The organism is Agromyces sp. NPDC055520, assembly GCF_053619715.1.
Map to the genome: position 1 here is coordinate 1 of NZ_JBSHJY010000029.1, position 15,904 is coordinate 15,904.

Consider the following 15,904-nt stretch of genomic DNA (forward strand, 5'->3'; position numbering starts at 1 on the left):
GGCGGGGGCGACGGCTGCAGGAGCCGCGGGAGGCGCGTACGCCGGGGCCGCGGGTGCCACGGGCGGCGCGAACGCCGGGCCCGCCGGCTCTGCGACCGGAGCCGGCGGAGCGACCGGAGCCGCCGGCGCCTGCGCGACCGGTTCTGCGACCGGGGCTGCCGGTGGCACGGGTGCTGCCGGTGCGACGGGCTCTGCGGGGGCTGCCGGAGCAGCCTCGACCACGGGCGCCGCGGCCTCGGGGGCGGCCGGTGCCGCAGCTGCCGCACCCGATCCGTCGCCGATGGTCACGAGCGCGGTGCCGACCTCGACGGTCTCGTCCTCCTGGACGAGGATCGCCTCGATGACACCCGCGACGGGCGACGGGATCTCGGTGTCGACTTTGTCGGTCGAGACCTCGAGCAGCGGCTCGTCGACCTCGACACGGTCGCCGACATTCTTCAGCCAGCGGGTGACCGTGCCCTCAGTGACACTCTCTCCGAGTGCCGGGAGGCTGACGGATTCGCTCATGCGCTTGTCTCCTTCACAGCGTGGGAACGCTTTCTAGCTTATTGCAGTCGTGGTTCGGGGCGGCGGGGGTCAGATGGCGTGCAGCGGCTTGCCGGCCAGCTTCAGCACGGCCTCCCCGAACGCCTCGCCCTGGGTCGGGTGGGCGTGGATGAAGGGCGCGATGTCCTCGGGATAGGCCTCCCAGTTCACCGCGAGCTGCGCCTCGGCGATCAGCTCGCCGACGCGGCCGCCGATCATGTGCACGCCGACGATGGGACCGTCGTTGACCCGCACGACCTTGATCGAGCCGGACGTGCCGAGGATCGAGCTCTTGCCGTTGCCGGCGAGGTTGTACTCGAACGACGAGACCTGCTCTGCGCCGAACTTCTCTCCGGCTTTCGCCTCGGTGTAGCCGACGGAGGCGACCTCGGGCTCGCAATAGGTGATCTTCGGGATGTTCACGTCTTCGACGACGATCGGGGCGAGGCCCGCGATCTCTTCGGCGATGAAGATACCCTGCTGGTAGCTGCGGTGCGCGAGCTGGAGGCCGGGGACGATGTCGCCCGCGGCGTAGACGCCCGGGACGCTCGTCTCGAGGCGGTCGTTCGTGATGACGAAGCCGCGATCGATCGTGATGCCGGCCTCTTCGTAGCCGAGGTTCTGGGTGACCGGGCCGCGACCGACGGCGACGAGCAGCAGCTCGGCCTCGTAGGTGGTGCCGTTCTCGAGCGTCACGACGACGCCGTCGTCGTTCTGGGTCACACTCTGGAAACGCACGCCGAGCGAGTATTCGATGCCGCGCTTGCGGAAGGCGCGCTCGAGCTGCTTCGAGATCGTCTCCTCCTCGTTGGGGACGAGGTGGGGCAGCGCTTCGATGATCGTGACGTCGGCGCCGAACGAGTTCCACACGCTCGCGAACTCGACGCCGATGACGCCGCCGCCGAGCACCGCGACCTTCTTGGGCACGAAGTCGAGTTCGAGCGCCTGCTCGCTCGTGATGACGCGGCCGCCGATCTCGAGGCCGGGGAGCGAGCGCGAGTACGAGCCGGTGGCGAGCACGACGTTCTTGCCGATGTAGCGGTCGTCGCCGACGGCCACGGCACTCGCGCCGACGAGTCGGCCCTCACCGGCGACCACGGGGATGCCGCGCGCCTTCAGCAGGCCCTGCAGGCCCTTCCACTTGCTCGCGACGATGCCCTCGCGGTAGGCGGAGACGCCGGCGATGTCGACGCCCTCGAACGAGGCCTTGACACCGTACTTCGCCGATTCGCGGGCCACTTCGGCGACCTCTGCCGAGTGCAGCAGCGCCTTCGTGGGAATGCAACCGCGGTGCAGACACGTTCCGCCGAGCTTGTCCTTCTCGATCACCACGGCGGTCATGCCGAGTTCGACGGCGCGGATCGCGGCGGCATAGCCGGCACTGCCTCCACCCAGGACGACAATGTCAAAGTTCTGCTCGGACAAACGTTCTCTCCCTTGCGCATAGATCTGCGTCACGGACTGCCCCCGGTTCGTTGCCGGGGCAGGGTGCATGGGCGACGTACTCGCCCATATGACCTTACTACCCTGCGGCGAGCTGCTCGCCCAGCCGCACGAGGGTGCGGACGGCGACGCCGGTGGCGCCCGAACCGGTGTAGCCGAAACCCGCCGCGGCGTTGTGCGATGGGCCCGCGATGTCGAGGTGCGCCCACGGGATGCGCGTCTCCTCGCCCTCGCGCGTGCCGACGAACTCCTGCAGGAAGACGCCCGCGAGCAGCATCCCGGGCAGGGTCACGCCGAGCTTGGTGTTCGCGAGATCGGCGACGTCCGACTTCAGGTACGACATGAGGTCGCGGGGGAGCGGCATCGGCCAGGTCGGCTCGTCGACCGCGTCGGCCGCCGCCAGGACGTGCGCCACCAACTCGTCCTCGCCCATGAGCCCTGCGATGCGGTGGCCGAGGGCGACCACCTGCGCGCCGGTGAGGGTCGCGACGTCGACGATCGCGTCGGGCTGCTCCTCGCTCGCGGCGACGAGCCCGTCGGCGAGCACCAGCCGGCCCTCTGCGTCGGTGTTGATGACCTCGACGGTCTTGCCGCCGCGGATGCGCAGCACGTCGTTCGGGCGCACGGCGGTCGACGAGGGCAGGTTCTCTGCGATGCAGAGCCACCCGGTGACCCTGATCGGCACCGCGAGCTCGGCGAGGGCCACCATGGCCGCGAGCACGGCAGCGGCGCCGGCCATATCGGTCTTCATGCCGACGAGGGCCGTCATGGGCTTCAGCGAGATGCCGCCGGAGTCGTAGGTGATGCCCTTGCCGACGAGAGCGAGGTGAGCGGATGCCTCGGCCGGCGCATATTCGAGGCGCACGAGCCGCGGACCGCGACTGGATCCCTGACCCACGGCGAGGATTCCGCCGAACCCGTCGGCCGCGAGCGCCGCTTCGTCCCACACCTTGGCGTCGATGCCGGCGGCAGCGGCCGTCTCGACGGCGATCTCGGCCAGTCGCGCCGGATACAGATCTGCGGGCGGCATGTTGACGAGGTCCTTCGTGCGAGCCACGGCCGCGGTCACGGCGCGCACCCGGTCGAGGCCGATCTCATCGTCGTCGAAGGCCGAGTGCAGTCGAAGAGCGGTGGGTCGGGGCTTCGCCTCCGAGCGGTAGCCGTCGTAGCCGTACGCGCCGAGCGCGGCGCCCTCGAGCAGGGCGGCTGCCGACGCCGCGTCATCGGTCGGAACGGCGATCGCCACGGTGAGCTCTCCCTTCAGCTGCCGAAGGGCGCTGCCTGCGGCGAGGCGGAGGGCTGCGGCATCCGATCGCTCGCCGATGCCGACGATCGCGACGACGCGGGGGCCGCCTTCCCGGCCGGGCACGCGCACGAGTTCTTCGGCCGCGCCGCTGACATCGAGCGCTTCGAGCACGGACCCGACCCATTCGAAGCCGGGCCCGGCGAGGAGTTCGGGCCCGGCTTCGCCCGCGCGAGCGGCGAGCAGGACGACGTCGGCGTCGGACGAGACGGCGGGGGAATCGGTCACGATCAAGGTGGGAACAGCCATGCAGCGATCGTACGTGTTCGCTCTGGGCATCACGTCGGAGGGGGCGATCAGGGGGAGGGCGGGACGTGCCTCAGTAGGCTGGAAGCATGCACGATCCGCGCTCCCTGTACGAGCTGAACCCAGAGGTGTCGGTTCCCGCCGGCCTGCCGCTCGTCGCGGGGCTCACGGGCTACGCCGACGCGGGCGGTGCGGTCGCGCAGACCACCGAGTACCTGCTGTCGACCCTCGACAGCACCGTCGTGGCATCCTTCGACGTCGACGAACTGCTCGACTACCGGGCCCGGCGGCCCATCATCCTCTTCGAGGGCGATCACCTGACCGACTACACACCGCCACGGTTGAGCCTCGATCTCGCCGTCGACGAGCTGGGTCGGCAGTTCCTGCTGCTCACGGGCTTCGAGCCCGACTACCGCTGGCAGCGGTTCAGCTCGGCCGTGCTCGAACTCATCGAGCGGTTCGAGGTGTCGTCGACCACGTGGATCAACTCGATCCCCATGCCGGTGCCGCACACCCGGCCCGTCGGCGTCACCGTGAGCGGCAATCGCACCGAGCTGATCGAGTCGATGTCGGTCTGGCGCCCCACGACGCAGGTGCCCGCGAACGTGCTGCACCTCGTCGAGTACCGGCTCCAAGAGCTCGGGCACCCGATCGCCGGGTTCGTGCTGTTGATTCCGCACTACCTGTCCGATGCCGAATACCCGACGGCCGCGATCACCGCGCTCGAGGCGATCAGCGCTGCGACCGGCCGCATCTTCCCGACCGATGCGCTGCGCGAGCAGGGGCGCGAGTTCGTGGCCCGCATCGACGAGCAGGTCGCCGAGAACGCCGAGCTCGCAAAGCTCGTCGGCACGCTCGAGCAGCGGCACGACGCCTACATGGAGGGCACGACGCTTCGCTCGCCGCTGACCGACGAAGACGGCGAGCTGCCCTCGGCCGACGAGATCGCGGCAGAGCTCGAGAAGTTCCTCGCGTTCCGCCGCGCGAGCGACGACGACACGCCGCGCGGGCTGTAGCAGCCGGGGAATGCCCGCCGCGGGCCGACTGTTGTAGTCAACGCAGGCCGAGACGCCCCCGTTCAGTCATTTCGCGGAGCGGACGTCTGTATAATGGGGGCAGGACCCGTTCTGGTCCGCTGGTGTGGCTTCCGGCCATGCCGTTGCAGCGGACTTGACATGGGTCCTCATAGTGTCCGAAAACACAGAGTGTCCGAAAACGACCGGACCGCGTGCATGAGCCGAGCCTGCAGGGCACGCAGCACCCGGTAGGAGAGGTTCAACGAATGGCAACGACGAAAGCCGCGACGAAGGCTGCGAGCGAGGCGGAGAAGCCCGCTGCGAAGCGTGCGACCGCCGCGAAGTCGACCGCCGCGAAGACCACGGCGGCCAAGGCGCCCGCGAAGGCACCTGCCGCTGCGAAGGCCCCCGCGAAGGCCACCGCCACCGCGGCGAAGACGCCGCGTGCTGCGACCGCGAAGGCGGCGACCAAGCCCCGCGGCAAGGCCAAGGCCAAGAGCGACGACGACGAGGGCGAAGAGCTCGAGGCCGTCGAGGTCGACGACCACGCGGCCGACGCCGACGACGACGACACGAAGGCCGTCGCCGTCGAGCCGCATCCCACCGGCGCACTCGTGCTCCGCGCGGTCGACGACGAAGACGAGGTTCCGGTCTACTCGAGCGCCATCACGGGCGCGACGGCCGACCCCGTCAAGGACTACCTGAAGCAGATCGGAAAGGTCGCGCTCCTGAACGCGGCCGAAGAGGTCGAGCTCGCGATGCGCATCGAGGCGGGCCTCTTCGCCGAAGAGAAGCTCTCGCACATGACCGACGCCGAGAAGCGCTCGCAGCTCGGTCGCGAGCTGCAGTGGGTCGCGAAAGACGGACAGCGCGCGAAGAGCCACCTGCTCGGTGCGAACCTCCGCCTCGTCGTCTCCCTCGCGAAGCGATACACGGGTCGCGGCATGCAGTTCCTCGACCTCATCCAAGAGGGCAACCTGGGCCTCATCCGTGCGGTCGAGAAGTTCGACTACACCAAGGGCTTCAAGTTCTCGACGTATGCGACGTGGTGGATCCGCCAGGCGATCACGCGTGCCATGGCCGACCAGGCACGTACGATCCGCATCCCCGTGCACATGGTCGAGGTCATCAACAAGCTCGCCCGCGTGCAGCGCCAGATGCTGCAGGATCTCGGTCGCGAGCCCACGCCCGAAGAGCTGAGCCGCGAGCTCGACATGACCCCCGAGAAGGTCATCGAGGTCCAGAAGTACGGCCGCGAGCCCATCTCGCTGCACACGCCCCTCGGCGAAGACGGCGACAGCGAGTTCGGCGACCTGATCGAGGACACCGAGGCGGTCGTCCCGGCCGATGCGGTGGGCTTCACGATGCTGCAGAAGCAGCTCGAGTCGCTCCTCGACTCGCTGAGCGAGCGCGAGGCGGGCGTCATCCGCATGCGCTTCGGCCTCGGTGACGGCATGCCGAAGACCCTCGACCAGATCGGCGACACCTTCGGGGTCACGCGCGAGCGCATCCGTCAGATCGAGTCGAAGACGATGGCGAAGCTGCGCCACCCCTCGCGTTCGCAGTCGCTCCGCGACTACCTCGAGTAGACCGCCGATGAGCGCTGGATCCTTGCGTTACGGGCCGGCGATCCTCGTCGGCAGACTCACCCGATTCGCCGCCCGGCTGCGCAAGCCCGGCGGCGGATCGGCGATTCCCGGCCTCGTCGTCAACCGCATCGCGCCGAAGTACCTGAAGCGCACGCTCTCCGGGTTCCCCCAAGGGCTCGTCGTGGTGTCCGGTTCGAGCGGCAAGTCGACGACGACCAAGATGCTCGTCGCGATCCTGCGCGCGCACGGGGTCGACGTCTTCACGAACCCGTCGACCGCGAACATCAGCCAGGGCCTCACCTCGGCGCTGCTCGAACAGGCCGACTGGCGCGGGCGTGTGCCCGGCGATGTCGCGGTGCTCGAGATGGACGAGGGCCACGGTGCGCTCGTCATGCACGGCGTCGATGCGCGGGTCGTGTGCCTGACGAACGTCATGGTCGACCAGATCGACCGCTTCCACGACTCCGACATGGTCGCCTCGATGCTCGCTCGCATCGCGGCGCGCGCCGGCGAGGCGATCGTCGTGAACGCCGACGACGCCTACCTCGAGCGGCTGGCCGCGAAGGCGCGGCCCGATGTCGCGGTGCACCGTTTCGGGGTCACGGACGCCGTGCTGGCGGCCTCACCGCGCGGCCTCGGCTACACCGAGACGAGCGACGCGAGACTGCCGAGCGGCACCGACGTGCTCGTCGAGACGGTCGACGGCGCCACCGCGGTGCTCGACGACGCCGGGGCATCCGTCTCGATCGGATTGCCGGCCCGCGGTGTGCACTACGCCGTCGACGCGGCCGCCGCCTATGCGACGGCCAAGGCGGTGCTCGGCGAGCGGTTCTCGAGCTCGACGGCGGCCGAGGCGCTCAGTGCGATCCCGGCCGTGTTCGGCCGCGGCGAGCGCACCACCGTGCGCGGTCAGGAGGTCGAGTTCGTGCTCGTGCAGAACCCAGCGAGCTACCAGCTCAACGTCGACAGCATCGCGCCGGGCACCGAGCAGATCCTGTTCGCGATCGGTTCCGACGTGCGCGACCCTTCGTATTTCTGGCCGACGGATGCCGCGGCGCTCGAGCGGGTCTCGATCGTGTCGGGTTCGAAGTCGGCCGAGGCAGCCCTCATGCTCGCCTACGACGGTGTCGTGATCGACCGAGTCGAACCCGATCTCGGCACGGCGCTCGACGACTTCTTCGCACTGCCGGCGCCTGCCTCGGGCGTGAAGACGATCGTCTTCACCGCCGACGCCATGCGGCGCACCCGCACCCACCTCGGACTCGCTGGAGCAGAATGACCCTCTCGATCGTCTCGCTGCTGCCGCGACTGCAGAACACGAACGGCGATGCCGAGAACGCCGGTGTGCTCGCCGCCCGTGCGCGATGGGCGGGTCTCGACGCCGAGATCGTCGAGGTCGAGACCGCCGCGCAGTTGCCCGAGCGGGTCGACGCGATCGTGCTCGGCTCGGGCAGCGACTCGTCGCTCGACGAGAGCCGCGAACTGCTGCTCACGATGCACGACGAGTTCCGCCGCTGGGGCACCGAGGGCGTGCCCATCCTCTCGATCGGCACCGGATGGGAGCTGCTCAGCTGGGGCATCGAGCTCGCGAGCGGCCGCACTGTCGAGGGGCTCGGCATCCTGCCCGGCCGCGCAGTGCCGCGGGCGGGCCGTGTGACCGGCGACGTCGTCGTGAAGAGCCCGCGCTTCGGCACGCTCGTGGGCTTCGAGAACCACGCCCGCGATTACGTCGGTGCCGAGGCGTCGCCCCTGGGGCGAACCCGCGCCGGTCACGGCAACGGTCGCGAGTCTGGGCAGGAGGGCGCCGTCATGGGCGAGGTGTACGGCACCCACCTGCACGGGCCGGTGCTCGCGAAGAACCCGGTGTTCGCCGACCGACTGCTCGAGACGATCGCCGAGCGCGCCGGCCTCGAGTACGTGCCGGGCGAGCGTGCCCGTGCGGTCGACGAGTACGCTGCGGCCGCGCGTGCCGTGCAATTGACGGCGGCCGGCGTCGACCTGCCCGTGGCCTGAGCCGCGGCATCCGTCGCCCGGCGGCGCAGGACTGTCGCCGTCGGCCCTGGGCCGACGGTCGTCAGCCGACGGTCGTTTCCGGCAGCCGGCAGCTGGAGACGACGAACGCCCCGGACGAGCCGGGGCGTTCGTGAATCAGTCGGTCAGCTGCGGTCGTCGGCGAGCAGCCTGCTCGACTCGTCGTGCCAGCTGTGTGCGATCTGCGAGAGCTTCTCTTGGTGCTTGCGGCCGTGGTGGGCGCAGAACAGCAGTTCGCCGCTCGCGACGACGACGCGGATGTAGGCCTGCGCGCCACAGGCGTCGCAGCGATCGAGCGCGGTGAGCTCGTAAGGGGTCTCGAGTTCATCGACCGCACCGGTGGTCTCGGTGTATTGGGTCATGGCTCCTCCTTCGTCGCTCATGTCTGGTGCTCCGTTCATCAATCAAAACACGTGAGCGCGCCCGTTCCTTCCGTTGGGCCGGGCATTTCGCTCACCGCGTAGTGGCTGAGCCCAAGTGTCGGCGCGGCTCAGTAGGCTTGTTCGACGTGAGCTCCGACTATTCCGCCCGCCATCTCTCCGTGCTCGAGGGCCTCGAGGCCGTGCGCAAGCGACCCGGCATGTACATCGGTTCGACCGACTCCCGCGGCCTCATGCACTGCCTCTGGGAGATCATCGACAACTCGGTCGACGAGTCGCTCGCGGGCCACGGCACCGAGATCGGCGTGACGCTGCATCCCGACGGCAGCGTCGAGGTGCGCGACCGCGCCCGAGGCATCCCGGTCGACATCGAGCCCAAGACCGGGCTGTCTGGCGTCGAGGTCGTGTTCACGAAGCTGCACGCGGGCGGCAAGTTCGGGTCGGGCTCCTATGCGGCCTCCGGCGGACTGCACGGTGTCGGCGCCTCGGTCGTCAACGCGCTGTCCGAACGTCTCGACGTCGAGGTCGACCGCGACGGCAAGACCTGGGCCATGTCGTTCCACCGCGGCGAACCAGGCAACTTCGCCGACTCCGGTGCGCCGTCGCCCGACGCGCCCTTCACGCCGTTCGAGCAGCGCAGCGAACTCCGCGTCGTCGGCAAGGTGGCGAAGGGCGTCACCGGCACGCGCATCCGCTACTGGGCCGATCGCCAGATCTTCACGAAGGGTGCCGAGTTCCAGACCGACGAGCTGCTCGGTCGCGCACGGCAGACGGCATTCCTCGTTCCCGGGCTCGCGATCGACGTCACCGACGAGCGCGGCGAGGCCCCGCACACGACCTCCTTCCAGTTCGAGGGCGGCATCTCCGAATTCGTCGAGCACCTGGCCACGGATGCCCCGCTCACCGACGTCTGGCGCCTGACGGGCACCGGCCACTTCACCGAGACCGTGCCCGTGCTCACCGAGGGCGGCGCGATGGTGCCGACCGAGCTGAAGCGCGAGTGCGTCGTCGACATCGCGTTGCGATGGGGCACCGGCTACGACACGGTCATCCGCTCGTTCGTCAACATCATCGCCACGCCCAAGGGCGGCACGCACCAGGCCGGGTTCGATCAGGGGCTCCTGAAGTTCCTGCGCCAGCAGGTCGAGTTGAACGCTCGGCGCCTGAAGGCGGGCAACGACAAGCTCGAAAAGGACGACGTGCTCGCGGGGCTCACAGCGGTCGTCACCGTGCGCCTGCCCGAGCCCCAGTTCGAGGGCCAGACGAAAGAGGTGCTCGGTACCCCCGCAGCACGCGCCATCGTCGCCAGCGTGCTGACGAACGAACTCGGCGCCCGTTTCTCGTCGACGAAGCGCGACGACAAGAACCAGTCCGCATTGCTGCTCGACAAGGTCGTCGCCGAGATGAAGTCGCGCATCTCCGCTCGCGCGCACAAAGAGACGCAGCGCCGCAAGAACGCGCTCGAGAGCTCGTCGCTGCCCGCGAAGCTCGTCGACTGCCGATCGAACGACGTCGCGCACAGCGAGCTGTTCATCGTCGAGGGCGACTCGGCGCTCGGCACGGCCAAGCTCGCCCGCGACAGCGAGCACCAGGCGCTGCTGCCGATCCGCGGCAAGATCCTCAACGTGCAGAAGGCGAGTGTCGCCGACATGCTCGCGAATGCCGAGTGCGCCTCGATCATCCAGGTGATCGGTGCCGGGTCGGGCCGCAGCTTCGACCTCGAGGCCGCGCGGTACGGCAAGGTCATCCTGATGGCCGATGCCGACGTCGATGGGGCGCACATTCGCACGCTGCTGCTCACGCTCTTCTTCCGGTACATGCGCCCGATGATCGAGCACGGCCGGGTGTTCGCCGCCGTGCCGCCGTTGCACCGGGTCGTGGTGATGAACCCGGGTTCGAAGCCGAACGAGACGATCTACACGTACTCCGAAGCCGAGCTCAAGGGCGTGCTCGCGACGCTCGATCGTCAGAAGAAGCGCTATCAAGACCCGATCCAGCGATACAAGGGCCTCGGCGAGATGGATGCCGATCAGCTCGCGACGACGACGATGGATCGCCGGCAGCGCACGCTGCGCCGCGTGGGCATCGGCGACGCCGAGAACGCCGGCCGCGTGTTCGAACTGCTCATGGGCACCGATGTCGCGCCGCGCAAGGAGTTCATCATCGAGAGCTCCGACTCGCTCGAGCGCGACCGCATCGACGCGTAAGACGCTCAACCGGTCGTCGGCCTGATGTTCTGATTCAGATGGAACACGTTGCCGGGGTCGTAGGCGTCTTTCACGGCCGTCAGTCGAGCCAGCTGATCATGCGGGTAGGCGCGCCGGATGCCGGCCTCCCCATCGTCGCCGAGCACGTTGACGTACGCGCCGCTGGCGTACCCGTCCATCGTGCTCGCATAGCGCCGCGCGGCTGCCATCCTCGGCGCATCGTCGTCAGGCGAGCGCCAGCGAGATGCGGCGACGAACTCGAACGCCGCATCGCGCCCTGAGAACGCGGTCGCGTCGCGAGGAACATCTGCGATCGCGCCGCCGTACGCCTGCAGGCTCACGTCGGGTTGCCACTCGCCATCGCGAGCAAGCAGCGCATCGATGAGGTCGTCGTCGAGCGCACGGAAGTAGTGTCCCTTCCAATACCGACGCCACGCATGCCCCTCAGCATCGTCTTCGCGGGTCTGCAGCTCCAGGTAGCCGAGCGGAGCGATCGACGTGGAAGCGGGCGTCGCCGCCTCGCCGAGGCGCTGTTCGAGCTCGTCGATGTGCGGGCGAGCAGTGTCGGGATCGCCGACCCATACGAATCCGAGCGCGACCGTGCCGCCGGAGATCGTGGCCGTGAAGGTCGCCTCCCGCGGTGCCTCGACGCTGAGGTCGCGCCAGACGCGCATCGCGGTCGCCGAGGCATCCTGCTCGATGGGGTAATGGAACTCGACGGCCATCGCATCGCCGGGTTCGGGGTGCAGCGCGAACTCGAATTCTGTGACGACGCCGAAATTGCCGCCGCCGCCCCGCAGCGCCCAGTCGAGCTCGGGGTGCGAGTCGGGATCGACCCGGAGTCGTTCGCCGCTCGCAGCGACGACCTCGAACGCGACCACATTGTCGCAGGCGAGCCCGACGCGCCTCGCAAGCCACCCCATGCCGCCGCCGAGAGTGAGTCCGCCGACACCGGTGTGAGAGACATTGCCTGCCGTCGTCGCGAGGCCGTGCTGCTGCGATGCCCGGTCGAGTGCCCCGAGGAGCGCGCCGCCCTGCACCCGCGCGCGCCGACGCGCGGCGTCGACCTGCACATCGCCCATGGGGCGCAGATCGATCATGAGGCCGTCGTCGGGAACGGCGTGGCCGACGATTCCGTGCCCGCCGCAGCGCACGCCGATCTCGAGATCGTGCCGGGTCGCGAACCTGATGGCGGTCGCGACGTCGGCTGCGTCGGCACAGCGGACGATGAAGCGCGGGTGCCGGTCGATCATGCCGTTCCAGACCCTGCGGGCTTCGTCGTAGCCGTCGTCGCCCGGTTCCAGCACGGTGCCGGCGATGTCGCGCAAGGTGGCGTGCACCATGATTGGCCTCCCGACGCCCGCGAGCCGGCGCGCGAACGACTGCGGCGGTCATCGAGGGCACGGCCGAATATGCCCCTCCGCAGCGCCCGCGTCAACCCGGGCACAAGAAGTCAGCCGATGCGCGTGCCGATCGCGCCGATCACGGCGTCGAGGGGCTGGCCCGAGGCGTCGCGTTTGGCGCCGCTGTCGGGCAGCGTACGTGCCGTGCCGTCGGGGCCGACGGCGAGTGCGGGGGAGCGGCCCACCCAGGCGAGGTGCAGCGCATCTTCGCCCTTCAGGAAGCGCTGCGCGCGTACTCCGCCAGTCGCGCGGCCCTTGGCCGGGAACTCGGCGAAGTCGCTGACCTTCGCACTGCCGGGATCGGCGCCGAGCAGGGTGTCGCTCGCGGCGGCGATCGTGACCACGACCGTCTCGGGCACGTCGTCTGCCGCGATGCTCGTGAAGTGCACGACGTGTGCGCCGCTGCCGAGATTGATGCCCGCCATGCCGCCCGCCGGGCAGCCCTGTGGGCGCACGTTCGCCGCCGAGAAGCGCAGCAGCTGGGCGTCGGAGGCCACGAACACGAGTTCGTCGCTCTCGTCGCCCTGCACGGCGCCGACGACCTCGTCGCCGGCCTTCAGGCCGATCACCTCGAACTCGGGCTTGTTGGGGTAGGCGCCGGTGGCGACGCGCTTGACGACCCCCTGCTTGGTGCCGAGCGCGATCGAGCGCTCGGCATCGAGCGAGACGATCGCGAGCACCTTCTCGTCGCGGTTCGGCAGGGCGAGGTAGTCGCCGATCTTGACGCCGGCGCCGAGCTGCACCGAGGTCGGCGGCAGCATCGGCAGGTCGACGGCGGTGAAGCGGATGAGCCGGCCGAGGCTCGTGACGGCGCCGATCTCGGCCCGGCTCGTGGTGTCGAGCGTCGAACGGATCGCGTCGTGCTTGCTGCGACGGGCGGGCACCGTGATGACGGGTGCGCCCTCGTCGCCGACGGGCAGGTCGACGCGCGCGATGCGCCCCGTGGCCGAGAGGAACACCCGGCACGGCACATCCGCGACCTCGAGGACGGCGGCGGCGCGCTTCGCGGCCGCACCTGCGATGCTCGGCCGGGCGTCGGTCAGCAGGGTGCGACGCGGCGTGCCGAAGCGCTCGGCGATCTCTGCGAGTTCGTCGGAGACGAGCGCCTCGATGCGGTGCCGGCTCGCAAGCAGCGCCTCGAGCTCTTCGATCTCGGCGCGCAGCTTGTCGCGTTCGGCCTCGAGCTCGATGCGCGAGAACTTCGTGAGGCGGCGCAACTGCAGTTCGAGGATGTACTCGGCCTGCACCTGGCTGAGGTCGAAGACCTCGATCAGCCGGGCGCGAGCCGCGGCAGTGTCGTCGCTGCCGCGGATGAGCTGGATGACCTCGTCGATGTCGAGGATCGCGATGAGCAGGCCGTCGACGAGGTGCAGCCGCTCACGCCGACGTGCGAGCCGGTACTCGGAGCGACGGGTGACGACCGAGATGCGGTGCGCCACGTAGACCTGGAGGAGCTCCCGCAGACCGAGGGTCTGCGGGCCGCCGTCGACGAGCGCGACGTTGTTGATGTTGAACGAGTCCTCGAGCGGCGTGAGCCGGTAGAGCTGCTCGAGCACGGCGTCGGGGCTGAAGCCCGTCTTGATGCCGATGACGAGCCGCAGCCCGTTCGTGCGGTCGGTGAGGTCGGTGACGTCGGAGATGCCGTTGATCTTCTTGGCGTTGACGCCGTCTTTGATCTTCTCGATGACCTTCTCGGGGCCGACGAGATAGGGCAGTTCGGTCACGACGAGGCCGGTCTTGCGGGCGGTGATCGACTCGACGCTGACCTTTGCCCGTGTCTTGAAGCTGCCGCGCCCGGTTGCGTAGGCGTCTTTGATGCCCGAGAGGCCGACGATCGTGCCGCCCGTGGGCAGGTCGGGGCCCGGCACGAACTCCATGAGCTCGTCGAGCGTCGCGTCGGGGTGGGCGATCAGGTGCCGCGCTGCGCCGACGACCTCGATGAGGTTGTGCGGGGCCATATTGGTCGCCATGCCCACGGCGATGCCGCTCGCGCCGTTGACGAGCAGGTTCGGGTAGGCCGCGGGCAGCACCTCGGGCTGGGTGAGCTGGTTGTCGTAGTTCGGCACGAAGTCGACGACGTTCTCGTCGAGCCCCTCGGTCATCGCGAGCGCGGGGGAGGCGAGACGGGCCTCGGTGTAGCGCGATGCGGCTGGGCCGTCGTCGAGCGAGCCGAAGTTGCCGTGGCCGTCGATGAGCGGCACGCGCAGGGTGAACGCCTGGGCCATGCGCACGAGGGTGTCGTAGATCGCCGTGTCGCCGTGCGGGTGGAGCTTTCCCATCACCTCGCCGACGACGCGCGCCGACTTCACATGGCCTTTGTCGGGCCGAAGCCCCATCTCGGTCATCTGGTAGAGGATGCGACGCTGCACCGGCTTCAGCCCGTCGCGAGCATCGGGCAGCGCACGCGAATAGATGACCGAGTATGCGTACTCGAGGAACGAGCCCTGCATCTCGGCGGCGACGTCGACGTCTTCGATGCGCTCGACGATCGGTTCTTCAGCGGGCTGATTCTTGGCTCGGGTCATCCGTCGTCTCTGGGGCGGGCGTGGCGTTCACGCGGGAAACAGGGGAGCGCCCGGCCTGTGCCAGACTGGGCGCGATGTCTGCCATGCTACCGGTGCCCGCCGACACCGCCCCGCGGCTTGCCGCGGTGCTCGGCAGTTCGATGTCGGCCGTGCAGGGGCTTCCGAACGCACTCGAGCTGCCGCCGGCGACGGCGGCCGTGGTCGTGCTCGTCGACGGCCTCGGCGTCGCGAACCTCCAGGCGCGGGCCGGGCACGCGCGCTTCCTCGCTTCCCGACTGGCGAAGCGCGATGTGCTGCGTACGGTGTTCCCCTCGACGACGGCGTCGGCGATCGCGACGTTCACCACGGGCCGCCCGCCCGGCGAGCACGGGCTCGTCGGCTACCGCGTGCTCGACGCCGCCAACGACCGGCTCGTCACGCAGCTGAGCGGGTGGGACGCCGGCATGCGCCCCGAGACCTGGCAGCGTGTGCCGACCGTCTTCGAGACGATGCAGGGCGTCGGCGTGCCGAGCTACGCGATCGGCGCCCAGCGCTACTCCGACTCCGGGTTCACGCACGCCGTGCTTCGCGGAGCACAGTATCGCCCCGCGGCATCCGTCGCCGACCGCTTCGTCGAAGCCGATCGCATCCTCGCGACCGGCGAACGCGCAGTCGTCTACCTCTACGTGCCCGAACTCGACCAGGCCTCGCACGCGCACGGCTGGGAGTCGGCGAAATGGCTGGGCCTCCTCGAATCGCTCGACGGCGAACTGGCCGCGTTCGAACGGCGGATGCCTCGTGGCGCGGGCCTGCTCGTCACCGCCGACCACGGGGTCGTCGACGTGCCGGCGCATCGCCACGTCTTCATCGACGACCGGCCCGAGCTGCTCGTGGGCGTGCGGCATGTCGGCGGAGAGCCGCGATGCCTCTCGCTCTACCTCGAACCCGGACTCGCGGCATCCGACCGCCTCGCGCTCGTCGAACGCTGGCGCGAGGCAGAGGGTCACCGCTCGTGGGTGCTGAGCCGTGACGAGGCGATCGACGCGGGTCTCTACGGCACGGTCGCCGACGAGGTGCGCGATCGAATCGGCGACGTCATCGTCGCGGCTCGCGCGGGCATCGCCTACTACGATCGCAGGGAGCCGAACCGTCAGGCCGAGGCGATGATCGGCCAGCACGGCTCACTGAGCGACGAAGAGACGCGGGTGCCGCTCATCCGGGCCGGCGTGTTCGCCCGCAACTGACGCGCGGCCGCCG

General features: G+C 69.6%; 12 protein-coding genes. 6 read left to right on the forward strand and 6 right to left on the reverse strand.

What is annotated here, in order from left to right:
• From ACWGST_RS12050 to ACWGST_RS12060, 3 genes are all read right to left on the reverse strand, one after another.
• Positions 1-507 (reverse strand): biotin/lipoyl-containing protein (locus ACWGST_RS12050; protein WP_452046904.1); only part of this gene is annotated, 507 nt, incomplete at its 3' end.
• A 69-nt stretch (positions 508-576) separates the two neighbouring features.
• Positions 577-1,950, reverse strand: coding sequence for a dihydrolipoyl dehydrogenase (gene lpdA, locus ACWGST_RS12055; RefSeq protein ID WP_452046905.1), 1,374 nt, complete (start codon positions 1,948-1,950; stop codon positions 577-579).
• A 97-nt stretch (positions 1,951-2,047) separates the two neighbouring features.
• The gene (locus ACWGST_RS12060; RefSeq protein WP_452046906.1) at positions 2,048-3,520 is read right to left on the reverse strand and encodes a leucyl aminopeptidase; all 1,473 of its coding nucleotides are present in this window, start codon (positions 3,518-3,520) and stop codon (positions 2,048-2,050) included.
• Positions 3,521-3,606: 86 nt separating this feature from the next.
• On the opposite strand from ACWGST_RS12060, the gene ACWGST_RS12065 reads away from it, so the two are divergent.
• From ACWGST_RS12065 to ACWGST_RS12080, 4 genes are all read left to right on the forward strand, one after another.
• Positions 3,607-4,533, forward strand: a complete 927-nt coding sequence (locus ACWGST_RS12065; RefSeq protein ID WP_452046907.1) for a proteasome assembly chaperone family protein — start codon at positions 3,607-3,609, stop codon at positions 4,531-4,533.
• Positions 4,534-4,799: 266 nt separating this feature from the next.
• On the forward strand, positions 4,800-6,122 hold the full coding sequence (locus ACWGST_RS12070) for an RNA polymerase sigma factor (protein ID WP_452046908.1): 1,323 nt from the start codon (positions 4,800-4,802) through the stop codon (positions 6,120-6,122).
• A gap of 7 nt (positions 6,123-6,129) precedes the next feature.
• Entirely contained in the window at positions 6,130-7,401 is a 1,272-nt protein-coding gene (locus ACWGST_RS12075; RefSeq protein ID WP_452046909.1) for a Mur ligase family protein, read from the forward strand.
• Positions 7,398-8,135, forward strand: a complete 738-nt coding sequence (locus tag ACWGST_RS12080) for a type 1 glutamine amidotransferase (RefSeq protein ID WP_452046910.1) — start codon at positions 7,398-7,400, stop codon at positions 8,133-8,135. The genes ACWGST_RS12075 and ACWGST_RS12080 overlap by 4 nt, the downstream gene beginning before the upstream one ends.
• A gap of 143 nt (positions 8,136-8,278) precedes the next feature.
• Here ACWGST_RS12080 and ACWGST_RS12085 read toward each other — a convergent pair whose 3' ends face one another.
• Positions 8,279-8,515, reverse strand: coding sequence for a DUF7455 domain-containing protein (locus tag ACWGST_RS12085; protein WP_452046911.1), 237 nt, complete (start codon positions 8,513-8,515; stop codon positions 8,279-8,281).
• A gap of 146 nt (positions 8,516-8,661) precedes the next feature.
• On the opposite strand from ACWGST_RS12085, the gene ACWGST_RS12090 reads away from it, so the two are divergent.
• On the forward strand, positions 8,662-10,740 hold the full coding sequence (locus tag ACWGST_RS12090) for a DNA gyrase/topoisomerase IV subunit B (RefSeq protein WP_452046912.1): 2,079 nt from the start codon (positions 8,662-8,664) through the stop codon (positions 10,738-10,740).
• A 5-nt stretch (positions 10,741-10,745) separates the two neighbouring features.
• Here ACWGST_RS12090 and ACWGST_RS12095 read toward each other — a convergent pair whose 3' ends face one another.
• Together ACWGST_RS12095 and ACWGST_RS12100 are read right to left on the reverse strand one after the other, a co-directional pair.
• A complete protein-coding gene (locus ACWGST_RS12095; RefSeq protein ID WP_452046913.1) occupies positions 10,746-12,083 on the reverse strand; it encodes an FAD-binding oxidoreductase in 1,338 nt (445 codons plus the stop codon).
• Positions 12,084-12,193: 110 nt separating this feature from the next.
• Entirely contained in the window at positions 12,194-14,668 is a 2,475-nt protein-coding gene (locus tag ACWGST_RS12100) for a DNA gyrase/topoisomerase IV subunit A (protein WP_452046914.1), read from the reverse strand.
• Between the two features lie 74 nt (positions 14,669-14,742).
• On the opposite strand from ACWGST_RS12100, the gene ACWGST_RS12105 reads away from it, so the two are divergent.
• Complete coding sequence (locus ACWGST_RS12105) at positions 14,743-15,891, forward strand: alkaline phosphatase family protein (RefSeq protein WP_452046915.1); 1,149 nt, start codon at positions 14,743-14,745, stop codon at positions 15,889-15,891.
• Positions 15,892-15,904 lie beyond the last annotated feature (13 nt).

Coding starts and splice junctions, on each gene's coding strand:
- ACWGST_RS12080 (WP_452046910.1), top strand. CDS start 7,398: ATGACCCTCTCGATCGTCTCGCTGCTGCCGCGACTGCAGAACACGAAC.
- ACWGST_RS12070 (WP_452046908.1), top strand. CDS start 4,800: ATGGCAACGACGAAAGCCGCGACGAAGGCTGCGAGCGAGGCGGAGAAG.
- ACWGST_RS12065 (WP_452046907.1), top strand. CDS start 3,607: ATGCACGATCCGCGCTCCCTGTACGAGCTGAACCCAGAGGTGTCGGTT.
- ACWGST_RS12095 (WP_452046913.1), bottom strand. CDS start 12,083: ATGGTGCACGCCACCTTGCGCGACATCGCCGGCACCGTGCTGGAACCG.
- ACWGST_RS12085 (WP_452046911.1), bottom strand. CDS start 8,515: ATGACCCAATACACCGAGACCACCGGTGCGGTCGATGAACTCGAGACC.
- ACWGST_RS12075 (WP_452046909.1), top strand. CDS start 6,130: ATGAGCGCTGGATCCTTGCGTTACGGGCCGGCGATCCTCGTCGGCAGA.
- ACWGST_RS12105 (WP_452046915.1), top strand. CDS start 14,743: ATGTCTGCCATGCTACCGGTGCCCGCCGACACCGCCCCGCGGCTTGCC.
- ACWGST_RS12100 (WP_452046914.1), bottom strand. CDS start 14,668: ATGACCCGAGCCAAGAATCAGCCCGCTGAAGAACCGATCGTCGAGCGC.
- ACWGST_RS12060 (WP_452046906.1), bottom strand. CDS start 3,520: ATGGCTGTTCCCACCTTGATCGTGACCGATTCCCCCGCCGTCTCGTCC.